At 73.1% G+C, this 26,237-nt stretch carries 23 protein-coding genes and 1 tRNA gene; 9 read left to right on the forward strand and 15 right to left on the reverse strand.

The features are described 5' to 3' along the window. Nucleotides 1–142: 142 nt before the first annotated feature. Together B9W62_RS21105 and phoU are read right to left on the reverse strand one after the other, a co-directional pair. Nucleotides 143–298 carry a hypothetical protein gene (locus tag B9W62_RS21105; protein WP_167458176.1) on the reverse strand — a complete coding sequence of 52 codons (156 nt, stop codon included), beginning with the start codon at nucleotides 296–298 and terminating at the stop codon, nucleotides 143–145. A gap of 133 nt (nucleotides 299–431) precedes the next feature. Continuing rightward, entirely contained in the window at nucleotides 432–1,121 is a 690-nt protein-coding gene (phoU, locus tag B9W62_RS21110; protein WP_087808636.1) for a phosphate signaling complex protein PhoU, read from the reverse strand. Nucleotides 1,122–1,335: 214 nt separating this feature from the next. Here phoU and B9W62_RS21115 point away from each other — a divergent pair, with 214 nt between their 5' ends. Beyond that, complete coding sequence (locus tag B9W62_RS21115; protein ID WP_087808637.1) at nucleotides 1,336–2,625, forward strand: two-component system sensor histidine kinase PhoR; 1,290 nt, start codon at nucleotides 1,336–1,338, stop codon at nucleotides 2,623–2,625. Next, on the forward strand, nucleotides 2,622–3,302 hold the full coding sequence (locus tag B9W62_RS21120; protein ID WP_003974745.1) for a two-component system response regulator PhoP: 681 nt from the start codon (nucleotides 2,622–2,624) through the stop codon (nucleotides 3,300–3,302). The genes B9W62_RS21115 and B9W62_RS21120 overlap by 4 nt, the downstream gene beginning before the upstream one ends. A gap of 145 nt (nucleotides 3,303–3,447) precedes the next feature. Here the strand turns inward: B9W62_RS21120 and B9W62_RS21125 are convergent, their stop codons facing one another. Then, nucleotides 3,448–4,200, reverse strand: coding sequence for a copper chaperone PCu(A)C domain-containing protein (locus tag B9W62_RS21125; protein ID WP_087808638.1), 753 nt, complete (start codon nucleotides 4,198–4,200; stop codon nucleotides 3,448–3,450). 620 nt (nucleotides 4,201–4,820) lie between these two features. Between B9W62_RS21125 and B9W62_RS21135 the strand changes: the two genes are divergently transcribed. The 6 genes from B9W62_RS21135 (at nucleotide 4,821) to B9W62_RS21165 (ending at nucleotide 11,385) form a co-directional block, all read left to right on the forward strand. Continuing rightward, the gene (locus B9W62_RS21135; protein ID WP_003953493.1) at nucleotides 4,821–5,303 is read left to right on the forward strand and encodes a CarD family transcriptional regulator; all 483 of its coding nucleotides are present in this window, start codon (nucleotides 4,821–4,823) and stop codon (nucleotides 5,301–5,303) included. Between the two features lie 314 nt (nucleotides 5,304–5,617). Then, nucleotides 5,618–6,394, forward strand: coding sequence for a 2-C-methyl-D-erythritol 4-phosphate cytidylyltransferase (gene ispD, locus B9W62_RS21145; RefSeq protein ID WP_087808639.1), 777 nt, complete (start codon nucleotides 5,618–5,620; stop codon nucleotides 6,392–6,394). Then, entirely contained in the window at nucleotides 6,384–6,896 is a 513-nt protein-coding gene (gene ispF, locus B9W62_RS21150) for a 2-C-methyl-D-erythritol 2,4-cyclodiphosphate synthase (RefSeq protein WP_087808640.1), read from the forward strand. The genes ispD and ispF overlap by 11 nt, the downstream gene beginning before the upstream one ends. Before the next feature lie 158 nt (nucleotides 6,897–7,054). Further along, nucleotides 7,055–8,455 (forward strand): cysteine--tRNA ligase, encoded by a 1,401-nt coding sequence (gene cysS, locus B9W62_RS21155; RefSeq protein WP_087812010.1) that lies wholly within the window; start codon nucleotides 7,055–7,057, stop codon nucleotides 8,453–8,455. 119 nt (nucleotides 8,456–8,574) lie between these two features. After that, entirely contained in the window at nucleotides 8,575–9,519 is a 945-nt protein-coding gene (rlmB, locus tag B9W62_RS21160) for a 23S rRNA (guanosine(2251)-2'-O)-methyltransferase RlmB (RefSeq protein WP_087808641.1), read from the forward strand. Between the two features lie 117 nt (nucleotides 9,520–9,636). After that, nucleotides 9,637–11,385 carry a DoxX family protein gene (locus B9W62_RS21165; protein WP_179235591.1) on the forward strand — a complete coding sequence of 583 codons (1,749 nt, stop codon included), beginning with the start codon at nucleotides 9,637–9,639 and terminating at the stop codon, nucleotides 11,383–11,385. An 82-nt stretch (nucleotides 11,386–11,467) separates the two neighbouring features. Here B9W62_RS21165 and B9W62_RS21170 read toward each other — a convergent pair whose 3' ends face one another. From B9W62_RS21170 to msiK, 3 genes are all read right to left on the reverse strand, one after another. Next, entirely contained in the window at nucleotides 11,468–12,205 is a 738-nt protein-coding gene (locus B9W62_RS21170; RefSeq protein ID WP_087808642.1) for a nucleotidyltransferase family protein, read from the reverse strand. A 42-nt stretch (nucleotides 12,206–12,247) separates the two neighbouring features. Beyond that, complete coding sequence (locus B9W62_RS21175) at nucleotides 12,248–12,703, reverse strand: hypothetical protein (protein WP_087812012.1); 456 nt, start codon at nucleotides 12,701–12,703, stop codon at nucleotides 12,248–12,250. 264 nt (nucleotides 12,704–12,967) lie between these two features. Beyond that, nucleotides 12,968–14,104 carry a diacetylchitobiose ABC transporter ATP-binding protein MsiK gene (msiK, locus tag B9W62_RS21180; protein WP_087808643.1) on the reverse strand — a complete coding sequence of 379 codons (1,137 nt, stop codon included), beginning with the start codon at nucleotides 14,102–14,104 and terminating at the stop codon, nucleotides 12,968–12,970. Nucleotides 14,105–14,323: 219 nt separating this feature from the next. Between msiK and B9W62_RS21185 the strand changes: the two genes are divergently transcribed. Then, nucleotides 14,324–14,397: transfer RNA gene (locus B9W62_RS21185), tRNA-Thr, on the forward strand. Nucleotides 14,398–14,461: 64 nt separating this feature from the next. Here the strand turns inward: B9W62_RS21185 and B9W62_RS21190 are convergent. The 9 genes from B9W62_RS21190 to B9W62_RS40805 form a co-directional block, all read right to left on the reverse strand. After that, entirely contained in the window at nucleotides 14,462–16,111 is a 1,650-nt protein-coding gene (locus B9W62_RS21190; protein WP_087808644.1) for an alpha/beta hydrolase, read from the reverse strand. 106 nt (nucleotides 16,112–16,217) lie between these two features. Continuing rightward, on the reverse strand, nucleotides 16,218–17,657 hold the full coding sequence (locus tag B9W62_RS21195) for an NADase-type glycan-binding domain-containing protein (RefSeq protein WP_087808645.1): 1,440 nt from the start codon (nucleotides 17,655–17,657) through the stop codon (nucleotides 16,218–16,220). After that, complete coding sequence (locus B9W62_RS21200) at nucleotides 17,654–18,163, reverse strand: phage tail protein (RefSeq protein ID WP_179236069.1); 510 nt, start codon at nucleotides 18,161–18,163, stop codon at nucleotides 17,654–17,656. Before B9W62_RS21200 ends, B9W62_RS21195 begins: the two co-directional genes overlap by 4 nt. A 59-nt stretch (nucleotides 18,164–18,222) precedes the next feature. Next, the gene (locus tag B9W62_RS21205; RefSeq protein ID WP_087808647.1) at nucleotides 18,223–20,181 is read right to left on the reverse strand and encodes a putative baseplate assembly protein; all 1,959 of its coding nucleotides are present in this window, start codon (nucleotides 20,179–20,181) and stop codon (nucleotides 18,223–18,225) included. Then, nucleotides 20,181–20,633 carry a GPW/gp25 family protein gene (locus B9W62_RS21210; RefSeq protein ID WP_003974730.1) on the reverse strand — a complete coding sequence of 151 codons (453 nt, stop codon included), beginning with the start codon at nucleotides 20,631–20,633 and terminating at the stop codon, nucleotides 20,181–20,183. The genes B9W62_RS21205 and B9W62_RS21210 overlap by 1 nt, the downstream gene beginning before the upstream one ends. 34 nt (nucleotides 20,634–20,667) lie before the next feature. Beyond that, the gene (locus B9W62_RS21215) at nucleotides 20,668–22,602 is read right to left on the reverse strand and encodes a VgrG-related protein (RefSeq protein WP_087808648.1); all 1,935 of its coding nucleotides are present in this window, start codon (nucleotides 22,600–22,602) and stop codon (nucleotides 20,668–20,670) included. After that, complete coding sequence (locus tag B9W62_RS21220; RefSeq protein WP_076975495.1) at nucleotides 22,602–23,324, reverse strand: CIS tube protein; 723 nt, start codon at nucleotides 23,322–23,324, stop codon at nucleotides 22,602–22,604. Before B9W62_RS21220 ends, B9W62_RS21215 begins: the two co-directional genes overlap by 1 nt. Before the next feature lie 28 nt (nucleotides 23,325–23,352). Continuing rightward, nucleotides 23,353–23,775 (reverse strand): phage tail protein, encoded by a 423-nt coding sequence (locus tag B9W62_RS21225; protein ID WP_076975496.1) that lies wholly within the window; start codon nucleotides 23,773–23,775, stop codon nucleotides 23,353–23,355. An 89-nt stretch (nucleotides 23,776–23,864) separates the two neighbouring features. Beyond that, nucleotides 23,865–26,237, reverse strand: a 2,373-nt coding sequence (locus tag B9W62_RS40805) for a hypothetical protein (protein WP_256976537.1), incomplete at its 5' end; no start/stop codon positions are given.

Here is a 26,237-nt window from a genome sequence, read left to right on the forward strand (position 1 = left end):
TCGTACGACGCGACACTCACGGGTGGTCGTCAGCGGTCGTCAGCGGTGGCCGCGTGGCCACGGGCAGGCGCCGCCGGCAGTGGTCATCAGCGGTGGCCGTACGGCGGCCGGGGCTGCCGGCCGCCGCCGTTCCGTCGCCGCGTCAGCCGCACTGGCAGGGGCTGCCCGACTGGCAGCCGCAGCCGCAGCCCGAACCGCAGCCGCAGGCGGCGATCAGCGGGAGGCTGCGGATCTCGGCGGGCTGCTCGGTGGGGCGTTCCTGTGCGGGGTCGGGCTTCGTGCTGGGGGAATCGGCCATGGTTCCTCCTGGAAGCGGTGCCTGGGGCCCTGGTGCCCGGGTCCATTGCACGCCCGAACGGCCGTCGCATCAACGGCGCACGGAAGCGAACGCGCGCCCCGTCGCGCCGTTGACGCGCCCGGGATTCGGGCCCTCAGGCCCCCTCGACCTGGGTCGCCGGCTGGATGTCCGACTGGAGGTCGTCCGCGTGCTCGCCGGTGACCAGGTAGACCACCCGCTTGGCGACCGAGACCGCGTGGTCGGCGAAGCGCTCGTAGTAGCGGCCCAGCAGCGTCACGTCGACCGCCGTCTCGATGCCGTGCTTCCAGCGGTCGTCCATCAGGTGCTGGAAGAGGGCGCGGTGCAGGAGGTCCATCGCGTCGTCGTCCTGCTCCAGCTGGAGGGCCAGGTCGACGTCCTTGGTGATGATCACCTCGGCGGCCTTCGCCATCAGGCGCTGCGCGAGCTGGCCCATCTCCAGGATGGTGGCGTGCAGGTCGTGCGGCACCGCACGCTCCGGGTAGCGCAGCCGGGCCAGCTTGGCCACGTGCTGGGCCAGGTCGCCCGAACGCTCCAGGTCGGCCGACATCCGCAGCGAGGTCACGACGATGCGCAGGTCGGTGGCGACCGGCTGCTGCCGGGCCAGCAGGGTTATCGCCCGGGCCTCCAGCTCGTGCTGGAGGTCGTCGACCCGCTGGTCCGCCTCGATGACGGCCTCGGCCAGCTTCAGGTCGGAGTCGAGGATCGCGGTCGTGGCGCGTCCGATGGCCGACCCGACCAGCCGGGCCATCTCCACCAGACCGTCACCGATCGAATCAAGTTCCTCGTGGTACGCGTCCCGCATCAGGATTCCCTCTCGTACGTCCGTTTCGGGGGCTCGAAGACGGCCTCGCGCCCCTCGCCGTGCCCCCACGCTTACACGTTCCGGCCTGTACGCGTCCGTTTCCGGCACCCCAAATGAACCGTCCCTGGCTCCAAGGTGAACTCTGGGCGACGAGTGTTCGAGGTCGCACTCCGATGGCTGGGGCGGGACGGTTCGGCGTGCCTAACCTGGAGACATGGACGTGAACGCGGCGGTCGCCGCAGTGGCGGCGATCGCCGGAGTACTCACCGGCGTCATCGCCGTACTGGCGTTCCGCTGGAGCGAGCGGGAGCAGAAGCGCCCCACGCGCACCTCTCTCCACACGGACCCCGTGCTGCCGCCGGGTGTCGACACGGTCCTTTCCGTGCTGCGCTCCTCCGCCGTGGTCCTCGACGAGGCCGACGCGGTGGTCAAGGCCAGCTCGGCGGCGTACGCCCTCGGCCTGGTCCGGGGCGGCAAGCTCGCCGTCGAGCCGATGCTGCTGATGGCCAGGGACACCCGGCGGGACGGAGAGATACGGCAGGTCGAGCTGGACCTGCCCCGGCGCGGGACCGGGCGGGGGGAGGCCCTCGCCGTCTCCGCACGCGTTGCGCCCCTCGGGTCGCGGCTGGTGCTGCTGCTGGTCGAGGACCTCACCGAGGCCCGCCGCATCGAGGCCGTACGGCGCGACTTCGTCGCCAACGTGAGCCACGAGCTGAAGACGCCGGTCGGGGCGCTCTCCCTGCTGTCCGAGGCCGTGATGGACGCCTCCGACGACCCGGAGGCCGTGGAGCGGTTCGCCGGGCGCATGCAGATCGAGGCGACCCGGCTCACCAACCTCGTCCAGGAACTCATCGACCTCTCCCGGGTCCAGAACGACGACCCCCTCGACGACGCCGAGCCCGTCCGGGTGGACGAGCTGGTCGCCGAGGCCATCGACCGCTGCCGGCACGCGGCCGGCACCAAGCAGATCACCATGGCCGCCGGAGGAACGGCGGATCTGCACGTACGCGGCAACCGCGGCCAGCTCGCCGCCGCCCTCGGCAACCTCGTCGAGAACGCCGTCAACTACTCGCCGGCCCGCACCCGCGTCGGCATAGCCGCCCGCCGCGTCGCCGCCACCGGCGGCGACCTGATCGAGATCGCCGTGACCGACCAGGGCATCGGTATCTCGGAGAAGGACAAGGAGCGCGTCTTCGAGCGCTTCTACCGCGTCGACCCGGCCCGCTCCCGGGCCACCGGAGGCACCGGTCTGGGTCTCGCGATCGTCAAGCACGTGGTCGCCTCGCACGGCGGGGAGGTCACGGTGTGGAGCGCCGAAGGCCAGGGCTCCACCTTCACCCTGCGGCTGCCGGAGGCGGGCCTCGCCCGCGACCGCGCGCGGCAGCGCCCCGACCGCGCCGGGCTCAGCGACGAGACCGAGCGGCCGTCCTCACCCGCACCATCGCCGCATACCCCCCATACGTCCGCGTACGAAACGTTTCCCGCCCCGGAGGTCCTTCCGTGACCCGTGTGCTCGTCGTCGAGGACGAGGAGTCCTTCTCCGACGCCCTGTCGTACATGCTCCGCAAGGAGGGCTTCGAGGTCGCCATCGCGACCACCGGCCCCGACGGACTTGACGAGTTCGAGCGCAACGGCGCCGACCTCGTGCTCCTCGACCTGATGCTGCCCGGCCTGCCGGGCACCGAGGTCTGCCGCCAGCTGCGCGGCCGCTCCAACGTCCCCGTGATCATGGTGACGGCCAAGGACAGCGAGATCGACAAGGTCGTCGGGCTGGAGATAGGGGCCGACGACTACGTCACCAAGCCCTTCTCCTCCCGCGAGCTGGTCGCCCGCATTCGTGCCGTACTGCGCCGGCGCGGCGAGCCGGAGGAGGTCGCCCCGGCCGCCCTGGAGGCCGGTCCCGTCCGCATGGACGTCGACCGGCACGTGGTGACCGTCGGCGGCACCAAGGTCGACCTGCCGCTGAAGGAGTTCGACCTGCTGGAGATGCTGCTGCGCAACGCGGGCCGCGTGCTGACCCGCATGCAGCTCATCGACCGGGTGTGGGGCGCCGACTACGTCGGTGACACCAAGACCCTCGACGTCCACGTCAAGCGGCTGCGCGCCAAGATCGAGCCCGACCCGGGCGCGCCGCGGTACCTGGTGACGGTGCGCGGGCTGGGCTACAAGTTCGAGCCGTAGGCCGGCCCACCGGCCGGGTGACCGGACCGGACACGACCGAAGGGCGGGACCTCACGGAGAGGTCCCGCCCTTCGGTCGTACGTGCCGGTCATACGCGCCGGTCATACGCGCCGGTCGTACGCGGCGCGTCCGTGCGGTACGGCGCTCAGTGACCGGCTTCGGAGCCGGTACCGGTACCGGTGCCCGCGTCGGTGCCGGCCTCGGTCCCGGTGCCGGTGCCAGTGCCGTTCGCCTCGCCGGAGGACTCACCGGTGGGCTCGCCCGCCCCGGCCGTCCCGCCGTCCGCCGGGGTGCCCGAGGACTCCCCGTCGGCCGGCTCGCCGGAGGTCTCGGCGGAGGCCTCCCCGGAGGGCTGCGCGGAGGCGCCCGGGGCCGCCGGGGTCTCGCTCGGGCCCCACTCGGAGAAGTAGCTCTCGGCCGGGACCACGAACGCGCGCAGGCTCACCGCGCCGGTCTCGCTGAAGGTGAAGGTGATCTTCTGCGCGTTGCCGTCCCGGATCGCCTCGCGGCTGCTGGGCAGGACGGCGGCGGCGTTGTCCTTGCCGCCCAGGATCAGGCGGCCGCCGGCCGGGACGGTCAGGTCGCCCTTCTCGCCCTTGGCGGGCTTCAGCTCGGCGGACTTGTCGGTTCCGGCCACGGTGACGGACTCGAGGGTCTGGTCCTTGTCGCCGCCGTTGAACAGGGTGGCGGAGACCACGGCCGGGCCGGTCGACTCCAGGTCGGGCTGGGTGATGACGACAGCGTTCTGGATCTTGATGTCGCCGACGGACGTCGCAGCGTTGTCCGGCTTGATCTCCAGCGTCTGGGCGTTGTGACCGGCGCCGCACGCGGCGAGCGAGGCGATCGAGAACGCGATGGCGGCGGCGGCGAGGGCACCGCGTCGAAGGCTGCTGCTCACGGCGGCGGCAACTCCTTGGACTCGAGCGGGGTGGCGGCAACGGATAAAGCCGCCCTAAGTGGCTGTCAGCGGCCTTAGGCTACCGAGCCGTTCTCGGGCCGCCGCACCCGACCCTCCCCGAAGCCGCCCGGCTTCGCTCGGCAGGCGGTAGGCCCCGGACGCTCCGGAGGGCCGTTTAGCGGCTCGTACTCGTCCGACATTCAGCTATGAAGCCCTCCGCCATACAGGTTGCGGATCGGCACGCGAAATTTCCGTGAAGGAATGCGCGGGCGGCCCGGAATTGATCACCGGCGGGCCGGCCGGAGCGCCTCGTGATCAATTCCGGATTCGTCCGGAACCCCGTCACGGTCACCGAACGGAGTAGCGGAAGTCGCACGCATGGAACCGGACATATCGGGATCTTCGGGCGGGTGGCGAGGGCTCCGGATGTGTGTGACGTGCGTGTTTCGCCCGGCCTGGAGAGCCGCTCCGACCTGCGAATACTTTCTTCCGCCGGCCCGGCGCAGCACGTTCCTGTCGCTGTTGTCAAGCCCCGAGATATGCCCTGACCTGCGAAAACGCCATTCAGAAGACGCCGTTTCCGTGTTACCCTGGATAGCCACGGAAGGGGTACCTGTCACATGACGTTCAAGGTTGGCGACACCGTGGTCTATCCCCATCACGGGGCCGCGCTGATCGAGGCTATCGAAACTCGCCAGATCAAAGGCGTGGACAAGACCTACTTGGTGCTGAAGGTCGCCCAGGGCGACCTGACGGTACGTGTGCCAGCGGACAATGCGGAGTTCGTCGGCGTGCGTGATGTGGTCGGTCAGGACGGGCTGGACCGGGTCTTCGAAGTACTGCGCGCGCCGTACGCCGAAGAGCCCACGAACTGGTCGCGTCGTTACAAGGCAAACCTGGAGAAGCTCGCCTCCGGCGACGTCATCAAGGTCGCGGAAGTCGTGCGCGATCTGTGGCGCCGGGAGCGTGAGCGCGGACTCTCCGCAGGTGAGAAGCGCATGCTCGCCAAGGCCCGCCAGATCCTGGTGAGCGAGCTGGCTCTCGCGGAGAACACCAACGAGGACAAGGCGGAGGCCCTGCTCGACGAGGTGCTCGCCTCCTGATCCGACTGGATCCGAGGCGAGGCGCAGACCGTCAGCCACTCGGTTCAGCGCACTGAAATGCCGCGGTGCCCGATGACATCCTTGCTGTCGCCGGGCGCTGCGGCATGTTCGTACCCGGACACGGTTTCCGGCATCCGGACGTCCGGATGCCATGATCCTCGTACGCTCATCCCGGGAGGTTTCCCCGGGTCCTGGCGTGCCGGGCCCGGGCTGCTGGCTCGACCAGGGTCACGGAAGGGTCCGGTCAAGGCATCGCGCCCGGCACGGTGAGGCCATACCCAACTAGGTCGAGCACACAAACCTGACAGGAACCGATGTCTGACGAATCGCGTCCCTCACCCACCGAGACGTCTGCCGTGGACCGTCCGCATGCCAGGACCGCCGCCGTAATTCCGGCCGCGGGCCGGGGCGTACGGCTCGGCCCGGGCGCCCCCAAGGCCCTGCGCGCGCTGGGCGGCACGCCCATGCTCATCCACGCGGTCCGGGCGATGGCCGCCTCCAACGGGGTCTCCCTCGTCGTGGTCGTCGCCCCGCCCGACGGCGCGGGGGAGGTCAAGAGCCTCCTCGACACGCACTCGCTGCCCGAGCGGACCGACTTCGTCGTGGTGCCCGGGGGCGAGACCCGGCAGGAGTCGGTACGGCTCGGTCTGGACGCGCTGCCGCCCGAGTACGACATCGTCCTGGTGCACGACGCGGCCCGGCCGCTGGTGCCGGTGGACACGGTGGACGCCGTGATCGACGCCGTACGGGAGGGCGCGCCCGCCGTGGTGCCGGCGGTGCCGCTCGCCGACACCGTCAAGCAGGTCGAGCCCGCGGCGGTGCCGGGGGAGCCGGAGCCGGTGGTGGCGACGCCGGAGCGGGCGCGGCTGCGTGCCGTGCAGACCCCGCAGGGCTTCGACCGCGCGACGCTGGTGCGGGCCCACGGGACGGTGACCGACGACGTCACCGACGATGCGAGCATGGTCGAGCAGCTGGGGCTCGCGGTGGTGGTGGTGCCGGGGCACGAGGAGGCGTTCAAGGTGACGCGCCCGCTCGACCTGGTGCTCGCGGAGGCGGTACTGGCGCGCAGGAGGCTGAACGATGGGTTCTGAGGGTTCCGGTACGGGCGAGCCGCCACTGCTGCCGCAGGTAGGGATCGGCACGGACATCCACGCCTTCGAGGACGGGCGCGAGCTGTGGTGCGCCGGGCTGAAGTGGGAGGGCGAGGGGACCGGGCTCGCCGGGCATTCCGACGCGGACGTCGTCGCGCACGCGGCGTGCAACGCGCTGTTCTCCGCGGCGGGGGCCGGGGACCTGGGGCAGCACTTCGGCACCGGGCGGCCGGAGTGGTCCGGGGCGTCCGGGGTGACGCTGCTGACGGAGGCGGCGCGGATCGTGCGGGCGCGGGGGTTCCGGATCGGGAACGTCGCCGTGCAGGTGGTCGGGGCGCGGCCGAAGATCGGCAAGCGGCGGGACGAGGCGGAGGCGGTGCTCTCCGCGGCGGTGGGGGCGCCGGTGTCCGTGTCGGGGGCGACGACGGACGGACTGGGGTTCCCGGGGCGAGGGGAGGGGCTGATGGCGGTGGCCACGGCGTTGGTCGTGCGGGTGTCTTAGAGCGCGGGGGTGGGCACCCCGCGCTGCCCTGCCGTGCGGGGCTCCGCCCCTGGACCCCGCCTGTGCCCACCCGCCAACCGACTCGGTCGGGAAAGAGGCGGGGCAGCAACGCCGACTCCGTGCCCCTGGCACTGCTCGGCGCCTACTACCCTGGACACGTGACTATTCGCCTGTACGACACCAGCGCCCGGCAGATCCGTGACTTCGCCCCCCTCACGCCGGGCTGTGTCTCGATCTACCTGTGTGGCGCCACCGTGCAGGCCGCCCCGCACATCGGGCACATCCGGTCGGGGCTGAACTTCGACATCATGCGCCGCTGGTTCGCCTACCGCGGCTACGACGTCACGTTCATCCGCAACGTCACCGACATCGACGACAAGATCATCAGGAAGGCGGCCGAGCAGAACCGCCCCTGGTGGTCCATCGGGTACGAGAACGAGCGGGCGTTCAACGACGCCTACGCCGCCCTCGGCTGCCTGCCGCCCACCTACGAGCCGCGCGCCACCGGGCACATCACCGAGATGGTCGAGATGATGCGCGGCCTCATCGAGCGCGGCCACGCCTACGAGGCCGACGGCAACGTCTACTTCGACGTACGGTCCCTGCCCGGGTACCTCTCCCTCTCCAACCAGGACCTCGACGACCTGCGCCAGCCCTCCGAGGACGGCGAGACCGGCAAGCGGGACCTGCGCGACTTCGCCATGTGGAAGGCGGCCAAGCCCGGAGAGCCCAGCTGGGAGACGCCGTGGGGGCGGGGCCGGCCCGGCTGGCACCTGGAATGCTCCGCGATGGCGCACAAGTACCTGGGCGAGGAGTTCGACATCCATGGTGGCGGGATCGACCTGATCTTCCCGCACCACGAGAACGAGATCGCCCAGGCCAAGGGGTTCGGCGACGCCTTCGCCCGGTACTGGGTGCACAATGCCTGGGTCACCATGAGCGGCGAGAAGATGTCCAAGTCGCTGGGCAACAGCGTGCTGGTGAGCGAGATGGTGAAGGCGTGGCGGCCGGTCGTGCTGCGCTACTACCTGGGCACCCCGCACTACCGCTCCACCATCGAGTACAGCGAGGAGTCCCTGCGCGAGGCCGAGTCGGCGTACGCGCGGATCGAGGGCTTCGTGCAGCGGGTGACGGAGCTGGCCGGTCATGCCGTCGAGCCGGCCGCCGAGGTGCCGCCCGCCTTCGCCGAGGCGATGGACGACGACCTGGGCGTCCCGCAGGCGCTCGCGATCGTGCACACCACCGTCCGGCAGGGCAACAGCGCGCTGGCCGCCGACGACAAGGACGCCGCCGTCGCCCGGCTCGCCGAGGTGCGGGCCATGCTCGGCGTGCTCGGCCTGGACCCGCTGGACGCGCAGTGGGCGGGGGAGCAGGAGCAGGGCGAGGACCTGCGGCACGTCGTCGACAGCCTCGTACGGCTCGTGCTCGACCAGCGCGAGGGTGCGCGGGCGCGCAAGGACTGGGCCACCGCCGACGCCATCCGCGACCAGCTCGGGCAGTCCGGACTGGTCATCGAGGACAGCCCGCAGGGACCCCGCTGGAGCCTCGGCTCCCGCTGACCCGGGCCCGGAATCGCAGATCAGCTGTAGATCGATTGTGCCGCCCGGCCCTCCGGGCGGCACACTGCATAAGACGCACGTACGACGCACACTCCCGTAGAGAGCGGAGACAGGTACTGATGGCCGCGAACAACCGCCGCATGTCCGGCAAGAAGGGCGCGCAGGTCGGCAGCGGCGGCAAGCGACGCCGGGGCCTGGAAGGCAAGGGGCCGACGCCCCCCGCCGAGATGCGCAAGGGGCACGCCAAGCAGCGCGCCGCCAACGCCAAGGCGCGCCGCGCCACCGGCGGCCGCCCGCAGCAGCGGCGCGGCGGCGGCCGTTCGACGTCCGAGCTGGTCGTCGGCCGCAACCCGGTCTACGAGGCACTGCGCGAGGGCGTGCCCGCCTCCACGCTCTACGTCCAGCAGTTCATCGACAACGACGAGCGGGTGCGCGAGGCGCTCCAGCTCGCCGCCGAGCGCGGTGGCATCAACCTCATGGAGGCGCCGCGTCCCGAGCTGGACCGGATGACCAACGGGCTCAACCACCAGGGTCTCGTGCTCCAGGTGCCGCCGTACGAGTACGCGCACCCCGAGGACCTGGTCGCCGCCGCCCACGACGAGGGCGCGGACCCGCTGATCGTCGCCCTCGACGGGGTGACCGACCCGCGCAACCTCGGCGCGGTCGTCCGGTCTGTCTCCGCCTTCGGCGGCCACGGCGTCGTCGTGCCCGAGCGGCGCGCGGCCGGCATGACGGCGGGCGCCTGGAAGACGTCCGCCGGTACGGCCGCCCGTACGCCGGTGGCGCGCGCCACCAACCTCACGCGGGCGCTGGAGTCGTACCAGAAGGCCGGCATCACGGTCGTCGGCCTCGCCGCCGACGGCGAGGCCGAACTCGGCGACCTGGCGGCCCTCGACGGTCCCGTCGTCATCGTCGTCGGCAGCGAGGGCAAGGGCCTGTCCCGACTGGTCGGCGAAACCTGCGACTTCCGGGTCCGGATCCCGATGCCGGGCGGGGCGGAGTCGCTGAACGCCGGTGTGGCGGCGGGGATCGTGCTGTACGAGGTGGCGCGCCGGCGAGGCTGAACGCGCGTTCGCCGTATAGCCCGTACGGGGTGTTCGAGGCTGTCCGGACATGCTTGACGCGGTCCGGACAGATCGGGGCGGTCAAGGCAGTGTCCTAACGACACATCACTCGGTTAGATGAGTGTGGACACCAGAACACCCCGCACACCCACGGGGGACCGCTCGTCGGGATACGACGACGCTCCCGCGCTGAGCATGGTGAAGGTGCCGAGCGATCCGGCCCAGGTCATCGTCAACCACGCGAGCTTCCGCGTGCAGTTCGGTGCCTCCGCCCGGCGGACCCAGTCCCCGCGGATCGCGCGGCACCTGAGCGCCACCCAGGACACCGCCCGCATGCCCGCCGCCCCGGCCGCGGGCCGTCGCCGCGCCGTCGTGTGGAGCGGGCGGTCCGACCCGGACGACACCGGTGCGCACCGGCTGCTCCAGGCGGTGCGGGCGGGAGCCGGTCACCACGCCGAGGACCCGGCCGCGGCCCGTTCCGCCGACGTCCCGGCCGACGCCGGAGCCACGCAGGTCATCCCCCGGGTCGACCTCGACGGCGGGCCCCTGGACTACGACGACGGCCCCGCCACCCAGACGCTCGAGACCCCCCTCGTCGGCGCCCAGCGCGGCCCGCTCCCCGACGGCACCCGGCTGCTGCCCGCGATGCGCACCGTCGGCAGCGCCTACGACGAGCCGGCCTACGACGAATCCGCCTACGGCCCGCAGGACTTCGGGACCGGAACCGACGGATACGACGACGGGTACGGCCCCGACGGCTACGGCGACGACACCGGCACCGACCGGCCGCGCGGCAGGCGCCGCACCGACGATCCGGCACGGCACGCCTACTTCCCCGGCCGCCGGATGAACCTCGGCGTCGTCCTGCTGCCGCTGCGCGTCTTCCTCGGCTTCATCTCCATCTACGCCGGCATGGGCAAGCTCTGCGACCCCGTCTACTTCGACGGCGGCGAACGCGGCTCCATGGTCAAGTGGCTCAACACCCTGCACCCCTGGGACGTCGCCGAGCCGCTGCGCCAGTTCGCCCTCGCCCACCCCGTGGGGGCCGGGCTGGTCATCGCCTTCCTCCAGGTGCTGGTGGGCGTCCTGACCGTGCTCGGCTGCTGGCAGCGCGTGGCCGCCGTCATCGGAGCCGGCCTGTCCGCGGCGCTCCTGGTCACCGTCAGCTGGAAGAGCGTCCCGGTCTACGACGCGCCCGACATCATCTACCTCGCCGCCTGGTCCCCGCTGATCATCGCCGGGGCGCCCGTCTACTCCGTGGACGGCAGGCTCGCGGGCAGCGCCTGGCGCCGGCTCGGCCCCCGCTCCGACATCTGGGACCTGCGCCGCTACGTCCTGCGCCGCGGCGCCGTCATCACCTTCCTGGTCGCCGGTGTCACCCTGCTCGTCGGCTCCGTCCTCGGCGGTGCCGTCCGGGACGCCGACCGCGTGGTCGTGCCCGGCCCCGGCGAGGCCCCGCGCAACGAGCTGCCCGGCTCCCCGCTCCCGCAGGAGCCCGGCACCCGCAAGCCGAAGACCACCTCCCCGGAGGCCTCCGCGTCCCCCACCCAGGGCGCCACCAGCGGCGCGTCCGCCCCCGCCGAGGACTCCGCGACCACCCCGGGCGCGACCCGCGACAGTAACGGCACCTCCACCGGCGGCGGTACGCCGAGCCAGACCCAGGGCACCACGGGCGGCCAGGCCCCGCCGCGGCAGTCCACCCCGGCGGACCAGGCGCCGAGCACCACGGCCGGACCGACCGCGGGCGGCACCACGAGCGGCGGCGGCAGTGGCGGCTCCACCGGCTCCACCGGCAGCGGTGACGGCGGCGGCTCGTCGTCCACCGGAGAGCCGGGCGGCCGCCTGGTGGGCGGCCTCCTGGGCTAGCACCGGCCCGCCGCACCCCATACGCCGGCCGGGCCCCGCACCTCGTGTGCGGGGCCCGGCCGGCGTCGTCGTGGTGGAGCCCTCAGCGGCCGCGCAGCGCCGCCAGTTCCCGGGCCGCCTCCGTCAGGTCCTTCGCGGTGTCGATCGCGCGCCAGTAGGAGCCCTGTGGGATCGGGAAGCCGGCCAGGCGGCGTTCGCGGGCCAGCCGGGGGAAGGTGGTGCGCTCGTGGTCGCCGCGCTCCGGGAGCATCGTGGCGAACTCCGGCGAGAAGACGTAGACACCCGCATTGATCTCGAAGGTCGACGGCGGGGCCTCGATGAAGTCGGTGATGTGACCGAAGCCGTCCGTCTGCACGGCGCCCCACGGCAGCCGGGGGCGGGCCAGGGCGAGGGTCGCGACGGCGTCCCGCTCGGCGTGGAAGTCGGCCATGTCGCGCAGCGAGAAACGGGTCCAGATGTCGCCGTTGGTGGCGTACCAGGACCGGTCGGGGTGCGGCAGGTGGGCGGCGGCGTACCTGAGGCCGCCGCCGCGGCCGAGCGGCTCGGGCTCCACGACAGTGGTGACGGAAAGCGGCAGGTCGGCGTCGTCCAGCCACTTCTGGAGCACCTCGGCCAGATGGCCGCAGGAGACCACGACGTCGGTGACGCCCTCCTCGGCGAGCCAGGCGAGCTGATGGCCGATGATCGGAGTCCCCGTGCCCGGGATCTCGACCATCGGCTTGGGCCGGTCGTCGGTGTAGGGGCGCAGCCGGGAACCCTGTCCGCCGGCCAGGACGACGGCTTGAACGGGGCGGCGGGACGCGGCGCTCGGATCGGTCATGCCCGAACTGTACGCGGCGCCCCTGCCGCCTCCGGAGGGCGCTCAGCCGTGCGCGGCCAGGACGCCCGAGGCGAAGGCGGTGTCGCAGACCGGGCGGGCGTAGGACTGGGCGCGGGTCGGGCCGTAGACCTTCACCGCGGCGCGGCCGAGGGCGCGGGCGATCGTCGCGCAGTGGTCGGCCAGCGACGGGCGCTCGTTCACCGCCTGCTGGAGGTGGGTGAGGGCGACGCCCGGGTCCTCCTCCTGCAACTCGGTCAGCAGCCGGTCGCGCAGCACCTCGTGCGGGGCGCGGGCGGCGCGGGCGGCGGAGGCCTTGGCGGAGGACGCCTCCGACGCGGCGAGCACCGAGTCCGAGGGATCCCCGGACCAGTTGACGCGGGTGACCGCGAGAGTCCCGGAGAGCACCAGGACGACGGGCAGGACGAAGGCGAGAGAGCGGCCGATCCGGCGGGCGGGGCCCCGGCCGCGTCGCGTCTGTCGGGTGGTGGAGTGCTTCACGGAGTGCTTCACGCGAGTGAGGGTAGCGCCCGGTAATGATTTGGCGACATTTAGTCACCCCTTCGGGGGATGATGAGCCGCCTTCGGCGCGGTAGAGGGTTGACGAACACGGGTCGAAACGTCCGGTGTGCCGGGGTATTTGTCGACAACGAAAAGAGCCCCGCAGCAGGCCGCGGGGCTCTTTTCGTCAACGCGGGTGAAATCACCCGGTCGCGTGGTTTCTCAGCGGGGGGTTTCGCGGGCGGATCACCCGCGAAACCGCGCTCAGTCGGTGAGGCGCTCGCCCGTGGAGGACGAGAACACGTGGATCTCGCCCGGACGCGGCACGACGTGGACGGTCGAGCCCTTCTCCGGCACCGCGCGGCTGCTGACGCGGACCACGAGGTCCTTCGTCTCGCCGCCGACCTCGACCGTGCCGTAGATGTAGCCGTCGGCGCCGGTCTCCTCCACGACGTTCACCGAGACCGCGAGGCCGGCCGGGGCGTCCGCCGAGTCCTTCGACAGGGTCTTGGCCGCGCCGCCGTTCAGCTCCGCCACGTCGAAGTGCTCCGGGCGGACGCCGACGGTGACCGTGCGGTCGCCCTTGTCGGAGGCGGCCTTCAGGGCGTCGCGGTTGACCGGGACGACGCTGTTGCCGAACTTCACGCCGCCGTCGGTGATCGGGACCTCGACCAGGTTCATGGCCGGGGAGCCGATGAAGCCGGCGACGAAGAGGTTCGCGGGCTTGTCGTACATGTTCCGCGGGGAGTCGACCTGCTGGAGCAGACCGTCCTTGAGGACCGCCACCCGGTCGCCCATCGTCATGGCCTCGACCTGGTCGTGGGTGACGTAGACGGTGGTGATGCCCAGGCGGCGCTGGAGCGAGGCGATCTGCGTACGGGTGGAGACGCGGAGCTTGGCGTCCAGGTTGGACAGCGGCTCGTCCATGAGGAACACCTGCGGCTCACGCACGATCGCGCGGCCCATCGCCACACGCTGGCGCTGACCGCCGGAGAGCGCCTTCGGCTTGCGGTCCAGGTACTCGGTGAGGTCGAGGATCTTCGCGGCCTCCTCGACCTTCTGCCGGATCTCCGCCTTGTTGACGCCGGCGATCTTCAGGGCGAAGCCCATGTTGTCGGCGACCGACATGTGCGGGTACAGCGCGTAGTTCTGGAACACCATGGCGATGTCCCGGTCCTTCGGCGGCAGGTGCGTCACGTCGCGGTCGCCGATGCGGATGGCGCCGCCGTTCACGTCCTCGAGCCCCGCGAGCATCCGGAGCGAGGTGGACTTGCCACAACCGGACGGGCCGACCAGGACGAGGAACTCGCCGTCCGCGATGTCGATGTCGAGACCGTCGACGGCGGGCTTCGTGGAACCCGGGTACACACGGGTCGCCTTGTCGAACGTAACAGTGGCCATGGTGAAAGGGCCCCCTTCTACCGGCAGGAACGTGCCGGACGATCCGTTGTAGGAAGGTGGTGGTGTAGTCCACGCGGGTGAAGCTGAGCAGGACGGTACCCGGCGTTCACCTGATCTGTCAGTAGCTGGGGGTCGGTGAATTTCGCCGAAACTTTCGAATCACATCGTTCACCGGCTCTGTGTACAGTGGTGCAGCCTGCGCGCGCCCGTCGCGCGCCCGCCTCCTTAGCTCAGCTGGTCAGAGCGCCGCTCTTGTAAAGCGAAGGTCGTCGGTTCGAATCCGACAGGGGGCTCCGCACCCGGCACACCGACGCCCCCGCGATCACGGATCGCGGGGGCTTCGGTGTGTGGTGCGGGTCACTTGCCCTGCGGCAGGGGCTCCGCCTCGCAGACCGTGCCGGGTCCCGGGAGCGTGCCGGACAGCAGGTAGGCGTTGACGGCGTCCTGGACGCAGCCGTTGCCGCTGTCGTAGGCGCCGTGGCCCTCGCCGTCGTACGTCAGCTCGACGCCCACGCCCTTGCCGAGGCGCTCCGCCATGCGGGCCGCGCCCGCGTACGGGGTGGCGGGGTCGCCGGTGTTGCCGACGAGCAGGACGGGGGGCGCGCCCGGCGCGCCGACCTCAGGGTGCCGGGCGGCCCCGGGGACCGGCCAGCCGTCGCAGGACAGGGCACTCCAGGCGAGGCCGGGGCCGAAGAGGGGGGAGGCCTCGAGGAAGTCCGGCAGGCGGGACAGGACGTCCGCGACGGTGTAGCGGCTGCTGGAGTCGTCGCAGGTGATGGCCCGGAAGGCGGCGTCCTCGTTGCTCTCCTCGGGGGTCGTGCCGTCGCTGCTGCCGTCGTCCGTGTCGCCGCCCCTGCCGTGCTGGCCCAGGGCTTCGGCGAGGTCGCGCAGGACCTCGCCATTGTCGTCGGCGACGGCTTCCAGGCCGACGCGGAGCGCGGGCCAGTAGTCCTGCCGGTAGAGCGCGCCGCTGATGGCGTCGACGAGGGCGTCGCCGTCGAGTTCGCCGTCGCCGGAGGTGGGCAGGGGGGTGTCGTCCAGGGCCGCTTCGAGGCCGACGACGAGGTCCACGATGTCCTCGGCGTCGTCGCCGAGCGCGCAGCCCTGGCGGGCGCACCAGGTGGCGAAGTGCTCGAAGGCGAGCTGGAAGCCGCCGGCCTGGGCGAGGGCCTGCTCCATCAGGTCGTGGGTGGGGTCGACGACGCCGTCCAGTACGGCGCGGCCGACGTGCTCGGGGAACAAGTGGGCGTAGACGCCGCCGAGTTCGGTGCCGTAGGAGATGCCGAAGTAGTGCAGTTTCTCGTCGCCGAGGACCTGGCGCATCAGCTCCATGTCCTGGGCGGCCTGGGTGGTGCCGACGTGGGCGAGGACGTCGCCGGAATTCTGCTCGCAGGCGGCCGCCGTCTCCCGGTTGAAGCGGACGAGCGCGTTGGTCTCGTCGCCGCCGTCGTCGGGGGTGTTGTCGATCTCCTCCTCGCTGGGGAGGCCGGCGTCCAGGCAGCGCACGCCGCCGCTGTTGCCGACGCCGCGCGGGTCGAAGCTCACGAGGTCATAGCGGGCGCGGAGCTTCTCGTAGTCGGGGGCGAGACCGGGGAGGGTGGCGACGCCGGAGCCGCCGGGGCCGCCGAAGTTGAACAGCAGGGAGCCGATCCGGTCGTCCGGGTCGCCGCTCGTGCGGGCGCGGATCAGCGCGAGGTCCATGGACTCGCCGGAGGGGTTCTTCCAGTCCAACGGCGTGCGCAGGGTGGCGCACTGCCACCGGGTGCCGTCGGGGAGTGCGCCGGGGGCTTCGCCACCGCCCTGGATGGGCGCGGGGGCGGGGCAGTCCTTCCAGGCCGGGGACTGCTCGCGCAGGCTGGTCAGGGCCTGCGCGTCGGTGGTGGCGCCGCCGGTGCCGCCGTGCCGGTCGCCGTCCTGGCCCGTGGGCGCGCAGGCGGCCAGGGAGGAGGCGAGCAGGGTGGCCGCGGACAGCAGGACGGCGGTGGATATCGCTCGTGCTGGGGGCATGGCCTCAGCCTCCGGTGGCCCGGAGGGGGGCGCATGGTGTGGCGTCCGTTCGGGTGGGGCCCCACCGGTCGGCGACGGTGCGCGGCGGTGGGGCCCCCGGCCCGGGTCAGGAGGAGCGGTTGGCGCTGGACGGGCCGAAGAACTCGATCTCGGAGATGGCCACCTGCTTCTTCGCGGACGCCGCGTGGGCGGACTCGATGGTGAAGCGGACCTTGGTGACCTCGCCGACGCGGAACGGGCGTCGCTGGCCGCCGGCGCCCTGGTCCAGGGTGAGGTCGCGGGTCTTGATCGAGCCGTCCTTCATGGTGATCGTCGCCTTGACGCGGTGCGGCAGGGCTGACTCCCGCAGCTTGTCGGCGCGGGTGGAGACACCGGGGGTGATGATCACGTCGAGGAGCCGGGTCGGCTCGGTGAAGCTGGCCTCGACCCACTCGCCCTGGCCGGACTGCACGATGCCCGGGCCCCACCAGGTGTTGCTGAGCTTGTCGATGAGCAGCTCCGGCTTGTGGCCGGGGAAGGAGCGCGAGGCCTTGATGCCGTCCGGGGAGACGGGGGCGCGCTTGGCGAAGTGGTCGCGGGTGTTCTGCACCCCGTCGGGGATGTACATGAAGCCGAGCACGGCCAGGGTGGCCACGACGGCGACGGTGATCCAGGTGCCGATGCGGTCGAAGACGCGGCGCAGGCGGGGGCGGTCGCCGGCCCACGGGGTCTCCTGACGCCGTCCGCCGAAGAGCCGGCGCCACCAGGGGGCCCGCACGGCGGCCTGGTCGCCGCTCGCGACCAGGGGCATGGCGCAGCGGGCGCAGTAGTGCCGGTCGGGCCGGTTGGGCGTGGAACACCAGGGGCAGGGCGGGCCGTTGGCGACGTCCGGCTGGTGGCCGGGGGCGCGCACCTGCGGCCGGTCCGCGTCGGGGCGGCCGGGCAGGACGGGGGCGACGGCGGGGGGCGCCGCCGGGGCCGGGGCCTCGGGGTCGGCGACCGGGACGAGGAGGGAGCGGGCCCGGTCCGACATGGTGTCGGTGAGCGCGTTCGGGGCGGGCGCGGAGGCGGCTGCGGAGGGCACCGGGGCGGTGGGGGCGGTCTCGTCGGTGGCGGGCGCCGGGCGGGCGGCGCCTTCCGGAGCGTCGTCCGGCCCCGCGGCACCTCCCGCGGCACCTCCCGCGGGGCCCGTGCCCTGCGCGTCCCCGGTGGCGGCCGCGGCGTCGGCGGCCGCGGCGTCGGCGGCCGGGGTGTCCGCGGCCGCGGTGCCCGCGGCGCCTGCCGGGCGGCGCGGCTGGGGCAGCGTCGGGTTGTCCCCGAGGGCGCCGGCCGGCTCGTCGGCGGTGCCCGCGGCGGGTGCCGCGGCCGGGCGGTCGGTGCGGGCGGGGGGCACGCCCGCCCCGGCGAAGGCGTCGAAGCCGGGGCGCTGGTCGGACGTGGCGGCCGCGGGCTGCGCGGTGCGGGCGGCACCGGCCTGGTCCCAGCTGAGTACGGCGCCGCACGCGTCGCAGAAGGACTGGCCCGGTTCCGCGCGGGTTCCGCACTCGGCGCAGTTCTGCGTGGTCATCTCTCCGGGGTCCTTTCGGAGGCGGTCACTTCGACCGTGTAGGGCATGTGGGCGGGGCGGGCGGCGGCGACGAGGGCGTCCAGCCGGTGGACGTCGACGGGCCTGGGTTCGGGCAGCCGGAGGGCGACGTGCAGCTGCGGGCGGGGCCGGCCGGGGAACGGGCCGAGCGGCCGGGCGTTCCACACGGCGCCGCCGCTCTCGGTGATCTCCGGGGCGACCCCGAAGGCGAGCCGGACGGTCTCGGACAGGCCCTGGAGCGTGCCGCGTACGCGGTGCAGCCGGGCGGCGGCGGCGACGGCGGCGCGCAGCATGGGTTCGGCCTCGGTGCCGTCGGTCTCCGCGCCGACCCAGGTGCCGAGCCACTGCGCGAAGTCCGCCGGGGTGAGGGCGGGGTCGAAGTAGGTGTCCAGGCAGTCCAGGACGTTCAGGATGGGTGCCAGGACGTCGTCGAGCCCGGCGACGAAGCGCAGCGCGAGGTCGTCGTCGGCGAAGACGGCCGGCAGCATCGACGCGATGGGCAGCGACGAGCCGAGTCCGTCGACGGAGCCCCGTTGCGAGGCGGACTTCACGCGCTGTCCCCGATCACGCGGACCCGGTGGTCGTAGGAGAAGACCAGGGCGGGCGCGTCGAGGTCGATGCGGTTGGTGGGGTCGCCGCGCTTGCCGGTGAGGGGGTCGGCCGGGTGCAGGACGACCTCGTCGACGAGTTCGACGCCGGGGACCCGCTGGAGGACGGCGAACAGCTCACCGGTCTGCACGGGGCGTCCGAAGGGCCAGCCCTTGCCGTCGGAGCCGCCGGTGAGCGGGTCGAGGTGGCGGTAGAGGGCGTCGTGGGCCTGCCGGCGCACCCGGTCGGCGTCGACGTCGCGGAAGGCGTGGACGGTGGCGACGACGGTGACGCCCTGGTAGTAGGGCGGCCCGACGGCGAGCCGGGTGCCGATCAGGCGGCGTTCGTCGAGGTGGCGGGTGATGCGGTTCAGGAGGGCGTCACTGGGGACGAGTTGCTCGAAGCGCAGGCGTCCGCCGGGGTCCGGGACGGCCTGGGGGACGACGAGGACGCGGACGGCGTGGGCGCCGTACTCGTTCTCCGCGCCCTCCAGGCAGGTGATGCGGGCGGTCTCGGGGGCGGCGCGGCGGGCGAGTTCCTCGTAGTCGCGCAGCGTGACGGCGCGTTCCTGGGCGCGCAGGGTGATGGGGGCCCGCAGCTTGGCCTCCTCGATGGTCTCGCCGTCGACGCCGCCGAGCGCGGCCTCGCGGTTGACGACCTCGGAGACGTACGGGATGGAGGTGCGCAGCACCTGTACGGCGCCGCGGGCCACGTTGCCCGCCCGGCCCCCGCCGGTGCGGTAGCGGCGGGCGCGGATGACGGCGCCCTTGGGCGGGACGACTCCGTACTGGCGCAGGGCGCCGTCGGCCTCGCGGACGGCGGGGCCGAAGGCGATCTCGCCGGTGGTGGCGTCGACGGTGATGTGGTGGTCGTCGGGGTGGGAGCCGGCGAAGTGCGGGACGACCTGCCAGTCCTGCCAGCCGTCGTCGGCGGCGGTCTGGAGCAGGACGGACGGCTCACCGGCGACGACGGGTGCGTGTTCGAGCCGCAGCCGCTGGCCGGGCAGGCCGGTGGACTCGCCGAGGGGCTCGTCGAGGATGGTCTCGGCGTGGATGGAGCCGGTGGTGCCGCCGATCGTGTAGGCCTCGGCGGAACGGATGGTCGGCGAGGTGGTGTAGAAGGGCTGGCCGGTCAGCGGTTCGGTGACCCGGCAGCGGATCCAGCCGGCCTCGTGGCCGCCGTTGCGGGACAGGACGTGCCCGCCGGGTATGTGCAGCACCACGTCACCGGGCCGGTTGAGACCGCCGGTGCCGTCGCGGTCGACCTCGCAGGGCTGCCAGCCGTCCTCGGTCCAGGCCTCCCACACCAGCGGCGGCTGGCGCGGGTCGACACCGACGCCGTCGACGCGGCTGTCGAGTTCGAGGGCGAGCGCGCAGTCCGGGACGGCGGCGCTGAGGCCGATGAGCATGCAGTCGCCGGGGTTGGGTGCCTCCGCGAAGCACAGCACGTCCTTGCTCTCGGCGAGGTCCGTGGTGCGGTCGCTGACGGCCTCGCCGCTGACCTGGGTCACCAGGCGGCTCATCGTGCACGGGACGATGCGCAGGTCCTGCTCGGTGGCGAACACGACGGCCTCGTCGCGTTCGGTGCGCAGGGTGGCGACCTCGGTGCCGACCGGGACGAGGATCGCGTCCTCCTGCGGCGCGGAGAGCCAGAAGGTGACGTCCGTGCGCGCGGCCGACGGCGGGAAGAGCGTGATGCCGACCAGGTCCAGGAAGGCCAGGTGGTTCTTGTCCGGGACCCGGTTGAGCCGGTAGACGATCTGGTCGGCCATGTGGGCCACCGTCTCGACGAGCGTGACACCCGGGTCCGAGACGTTGTGGTCGGTCCACTCCGGGGCGCGCTGCTGGATGTAGCGCTTGGCATCGTCGACGAACTGCTGGAAGCGGCGGTCGTCGAGGTTGGGAGAGGGCAGGGGCATCAGCGGTCGCTTTCGGGAGAGCCCGGGAGACCGGCCGGAGCGTCGGGGAGGTCGGGCTCGTCGTGGGAGGGGATGACGTAGAACGGGAACACGAGGCTGCGCGGGTTGTTGGTGCCGCGGATCGAGTAACGGACGTCGATGAAGAGGACGTTCTGCTCCTCGCCGGTGGTGACGTCGACGTCGTGGACCTCGATGCGTGGTTCCCAGCGGTCCAGGGTGACATAGACCTCGTGCTGGATGCGGCCCGCCGTCTGCTCGTTGACGGGGGCGAAGACGAGGTCGTGGATGGCGCAGCCGAACTCGGGGCGCATCGGCCGCTCTCCGGGCGCGGTGGCGAGGATGAGCCGCATGGCCTCCTCCACCTCCTGCTCGCCGCTGACGAGGGCGATCCCGCCGGTGGGCCCGATCCGCAGGGGGAACGACCAGCCGGAGCCGACGAACTGTTCGGCCATCAGAGAGCAACCTGCCTTCCTCGGAAACGCTTCGTCACAGGCCCGGCACGGGGACGGTCGCGACCTTGAAGATGGGGGTCTTGACCTCGAAGGTTGCGCCGATGACCCTCGTCATGACGGAGTTGATCTGCACGTTGACGGTGCCGGAGATGGTCGTCGCGGCCCCGGCGCTCAGCGTCGCGGCGCCGCCCGCCCCCAGGTTCAGGGCGCCTCCCGCGTTGACTCCGACCACGCCCCCGCTGCGCATGTTGATCATGCTGCCGCCCTGGATGCTGAGGGGGCCGCCGCTCTTGATGGTCAGGGACCGTCTGGCGCTGAGCGACAGGTCCGTGCCCGCGTCCACCGACACCGAGCGGCTGCCGGTGATGCTGACGGAGCCCTTGCTGTCGACGGTGATCTCGGTCTTGGTGCGGTCGAGGTTGATGGTCAGCTTGTCGTTGCCGCTGGCGATCCGCACGCCCTGCTTGCGCCCGCCGGTGCGCTGGCTGAGCAGGTCGACGCGGTTGCCCTGGCGGTCGGACAGGGTGTGCCGCACGGCCTTTTTCTTCAGGCCGTCGTGCAGCGGCACGTCGCTCTTGGTCGGCACGTCCCGGCCGTTGTAGAGGCCGCCGATCACGAACGGGTGGTCCAGCGCCCCCCGGTCGAAGGCGACCAGGACCTCGTCGCCGACGTCCATGGGGAAGATGCCGCCGCCCGCCACGCCGCCCATCTGGACGCTGCGCGTCCAGTCGCTGACGTAGGTGTCGTCCAGCCATGGGAACTGCAACTTGACCCTGCCCTGCTTGAGGGGGTCCTGCACGTCGGTGACGATGGCGTTGGCGACGCTGGGCAGCCGGGCGGCGCTCGCCGGGTCCGCGCTCCCGCCGCCGCCCGAGGCGAGCCCGTACAGGGAACGCCACTGGCGTCCGCTGACCGTGATCCAGGACTCGTAGGGGACGCCGTCGCCGAAGTGGTGGCGTACCGAGGTGACGGTGTACTTGCCCTCGAAGGGGGTGCCGACGTCGGCGAGGGCGACGGGGACGCCGGGCCGCAGGTCGGGGTGGCCCTTGGCGGCGACCTCCAGCTCGGCGAAGGAGGCGGTGACGTCGGAGGCGAGGGCCTTCGCGGCGTTCTGGACCTCGTCCTGCTTGTCGTACGGGTTGGCCGTCTCGACGAGTTTGCCGGGCTTGAACTTGCCGGCGGCCGTGCCGGGCGTCCACTTGATGTTGATGCCGGGGTCGGTGGTGGCCGGCGCGGTCTCGGTGATCTTCTTCTTGGTGGTGACGTTCCAGCCGCGCGACTCGACCTTGCCGATCTGGTCGGCGGCGGTGACGGCGGCCCGCAGCCGCAGGATGTCGTGCTCGGCCTGGAGGACGAAGGTGCTCTGGTCGCCGTCCGTGTTCGGCGAGGGCGCGCCGGCCGACGGCTTCGGCGTGACGAACCGGAACTTCCCCTTGGAGTCCAGGTACATGATCATCTTGTTCTCGTCGGCGAGCCGGGCGAGGAAGTCCCAGTCGGTGACGTTGGACTGGGAGATGAACGCGTAGGTGCCCTTGGTCGCCTGGATGCGGCCGATGGAGACGCCGTCCATCGCCACGAGCTTGCGGGCGATGTCGGAGGCCTTCTGGTTGCGGTACGCGGCCACGCGGCGCTGGCGCATCAGCCGGTGCCCGTAGTCGTAGCCGCGGATGACGGTGAAGCTGCCGGTGCCGTCGTAGTCGGCCTCCAGGCCGGTGACCTCACCGGTGAGCAGCGGGTTGCCCTTGCCCTCGCCGTCGGCGATCGGCGTGATGACGACCTTGGTGCCGAACTGCACGTTCAGGTCGCCGAGGAGCTTGTGGTGGGGGTCGCGGAAGGTGAGCCGGAACGCCGCGGGCACGTTGACGCCCTGGTCGACCCAGCCGTCGGTGAGCATCGGGGCGACGGTGTCGGACAGCGGGGCGCCACCGATCTTCACCTCGACGATGCTGGAGAAGGCGGGACGCACCATCAGTGAGGCACCTCCTCGGTGGCCGGCAGGATGAGTTCGGTACCGGTCGGCAGGCGGGACGGGTCGTCGATGCCGTTGGCCTCGGCGATCACCCGCCAGGCGTTGGCGCTGCCGTACTCGCTCCAGGCCAGCGACTGGAGCGAGTCCCCCGCGACGACCCGGTGCACGCGCTGGGCGGTGAGGGCGCCGGAGGTCGGGTTCTGCCTCGGCGTCGGGCCGGGAATCTCCACCAGGGCCATCTGGCAGGTGGCGCGGATGGGCACGCCGGCGGTGCCGAAGAGCGTGTACTGGGTCTCGATGGAGGCGACGTAGGCGTTGAACCGGGCCGTGGAGAACGAGCCCCACTCGAAGATCACCCAGGGCGGGGAGGGCTGCTTGGCGGCCAGGCTCTTGGCGGTGACCTCGCAGCAGATCAGCAGCGACTCGACCTTCTTCATGACGGTGTTGCCGCCGGGCTTCATCGAGGAGTCCAGGAAGATCTCCAGGGTCATCTCCCGCGGCTCGGCACCCATGAACTGCGGCTTCGCGGCCTTCCGCACGGCCGCCGTCGGGGTCGACTTCCACTGGGAGCGCTGACTGATCGACAGCTGCGCCGGGTTGAACTCGAACGGGAACCGCTTGATCAGCGCACCGGGCGAGGTGGACTTGCCGGTGGGCGGCTCGTGGATGGCGAGATTGGCGCGTACGAGGCTCTTGCCGGCGCCCTTGCTGCTCTTGGCCATGGTTCTTCCTCTCTGCTCCGCGGCGCCGTCAGTCCGTGAACCCGTGGTGGGCGATCTCCAGCACCTCGTTGGCCACGGACGCGCTGCCGGGGTCGAGGCTGGGGCCCTGCCAGCTGACGGGCAGGACGTCGATCAGCCCCCAGCGGGCGACCAGCGACCCGTCCGCGCGCAGGGCGGAGATCTGAGCCGTGGGCCGCTGGATGCCGGTCTGCACGGACGAGATCCACTTGGCGACCTTCGCCGTGTCCGGGGTGAGCGGGCGGGTCAGCCGGATGTTGGAGTAGGTGACGCGCGTGGGCAGCTGCCAGACGAAGCCGTTGTTGCCGCCCTCCTGGCGCTGTTCCACCTCCACCTGGGTCGACAGGCCCTCGCACCCGTTGAAGTAGCCGAGGCTCTCGCCGTCGATGGCGAGGCTGAACCAGATGGAAGAGCCCGGGTCCTTACGGGACATCGGGGGTCGACCTTTCTTGTCGGGGAACGATGGCGGGCGGCGTGGCCCTCGGTGCGGTCCGGCCGTCCGGCGGGGCCGGTGCGGTCCGGTCAGCGCGGGTCGCGGAGTCTGCCGATCCGTTCGCGGTCCATACGCAGTTCGGTGCGGACGAGACGGGTGACGCGGCCGATGATCCGGTGCACCAGTTCGTCGAGCTGGAAGTCGGTGAGTTCCCGCGGGTCGAACCCGCCTTCGGGGACCGCCGCGTACGCGGGCGGCGGATCCTCGGGAGGCCGTGCGCCCCCGCTCGCCTCGTACGAGGGCGGTGGGTCGTCGTACGGCGGCGGCGGGTCGTTCGGGGCGGGCCGGGACGCCGGGGGGTCCAGCCGGGTCAGGTTGTCCACCACGGTGGCGGCCGTGTGGGAGGCCAGGGCCGCGGTGGTGTGTCCGGCGCGACGGGAACGGCGGAAGGAGAACCGCTGGACCGGCGGCATGCCTGCGGGCGCGGCGCCGGTCGGGGCGTCGGACGGGCCGAGGGTGCCCGGCGCGGTGTCCGCGGGCGCGGCCTGCGGGGCGACGGGCAGCGCGGGCGCGGCGGCCGACGGCCGGGGCGGCGTGAGCGGGGCCACCGGGAGCGGGGCTCCGGTGGCGGCGCCGGGGGACACGGGCTTGCGCAGGGGCACGGCCCGGGCGGGCGCGCGCTGCACGACGGGGGGCGGGGGCCCGTCGCCGCCGGGCAGCGGCGGAGGCGTGAGGGACGGCACCGCCGGGGGCGCCGTCATGGCCGCGAAGGGGGGCATGCCGGGCAGGGCGGAGGTGGCGGGCGTGGTCACGGCGGCGAAGGGGGGCGTGCCGGTGGCCGCGGTCGTCGTGACGGGAGGTGCCGCGGGCGCGACGGACCGGGCGGTGGCCCGCTGGACCGGCGGTCGCGGTGCGCCGCCCTCGGTCGCGGAGGGCAGCGGCGCCGGGGGCCGGGTGGTGAGCGACGTGGTGTCGGGCGGCGGCGCGGAGAGGGGCGCGCCGAGCGGAGAACGACGCGCGGGCCCCGCGGGCGGTCCCGCCGGGGCGGTGGACGCCGGTGCCGGTGCCTGTGCCTGTGCCTGTGCCGACGGCTGCGCCGCCGTCGGTGCCGGTGTCGCGGTCGGACGTACGGCGCCGACCGGGCCGGACGAGGTGGGCGCGCCGAGCCCCGGACGCCGCCCGGCCGCGCTGCGCTGCACGGGGGCCGACGGGGTGACCGTCTTGCCGGTCTCCGGCCGGGACAGCGGTATGGCGGGGGTGGGCGAAGTGGGCGCGGTAGGCGCGTTGACGGTGGTCGCGGGGGTCGGTCCGGTCGGTGCCGACGGCACTGCCGGTGCGGCCGGGGGCCGCCGCGCGCCGCCCGGTTGAGCCCCGGACGGCTGCACGGGGCGCGACGGCTGGGCGGCCGACACCCGGCGCTGGACGGGGGGTTGCCGGCCGTCCGAGGCGGCGGGATCGCCGGTGCCGGTGCTGGTGGGGTGTGCGGCGGGCGGTGCCGCCGGGGCGCCGCCGGGCGCCGGGGCCGGGGTGGTCCGGGCCGGAGTCGCTGCCGTGGGCCCCTCGGCCGCGGACACGGCTCGCTGGACCGGGGGACCGGCGGGGGTGGCTCCCGGCGTGGGCGAGGGCGACGGCGAGGGTGCCGCCGCGCCGCCAGTCGCCGGGCCGGTGGCGCGCTGGGACTCCGCCCGGCGCACCGGGGCGGCCCCGCCCCGCGCCGGGTCCGAGGTGGTGCCGGACGCGGGCGTGGCGGGCCGCACGGGAGCGCGGGACCCCGACTCGGGCTGCGGCACGGCGCGTTGCACCGGGGCACCGGCCGTCGTGTCCTTTGGCGAACCGGTCCGGCGGTCACCTGCGGGGGCGGGCCGGTCGGGCCGTGCGGTGGCTCGGTGGCCGCCGGGTGTGTCGTTGCCCGCCGGGGGAGGCGTGCCGCCGTCCGTGCGGCGCACGGCACGCTGCACCGGAGGCGTCGGGGCCGCGGCACCGCTGCCCATCGGGGCGCTGGACGCGGGCCCGTTGCCCGCGGCGCCGGCCGGCGGAGGGCTGGACGGCTGTGCGGCGGCGCGCTGGACCGGGGGTGTGCCGGACGGGGAGTCGCTGCTTGCCGGTGCGGGGGGCGTCGGGCTGCTGCCGCCGGACGGGCGGGCGGTGGGCGTGGTGCCGATGTCCGGTGCGGTCGCCGCCGGGTTGCCGCCGCCGTGTGGTGCGGGGGCTCGCCGTACCGGGTCCGCCGCGGTGCCGCTGTCGGCCGGTGCGGCCGCCGGGCTGTTGCTGCCGGGCTGGGCCGGGGAGCCGGACGGGCGGGTGGCGGCGCGCTGGACGGGGGGTGTGCCGGGTGCGGTGCCGCTGTTGGCCGGTGCGGGGGGCGTCGGATTGCCAGCGCCGGTCGGTCGTGTGGTGGCCCGCTGGACGGGCGTGGTGCTGTCGCCCGGTGCGGTGGCTGCCGGGGTGCCGCCGCCGGGCTG

It is taken from the genome of Streptomyces sp. CS113 (assembly GCF_002188365.1).
Taxonomy (GTDB): domain Bacteria; phylum Actinomycetota; class Actinomycetes; order Streptomycetales; family Streptomycetaceae; genus Streptomyces; species Streptomyces tendae.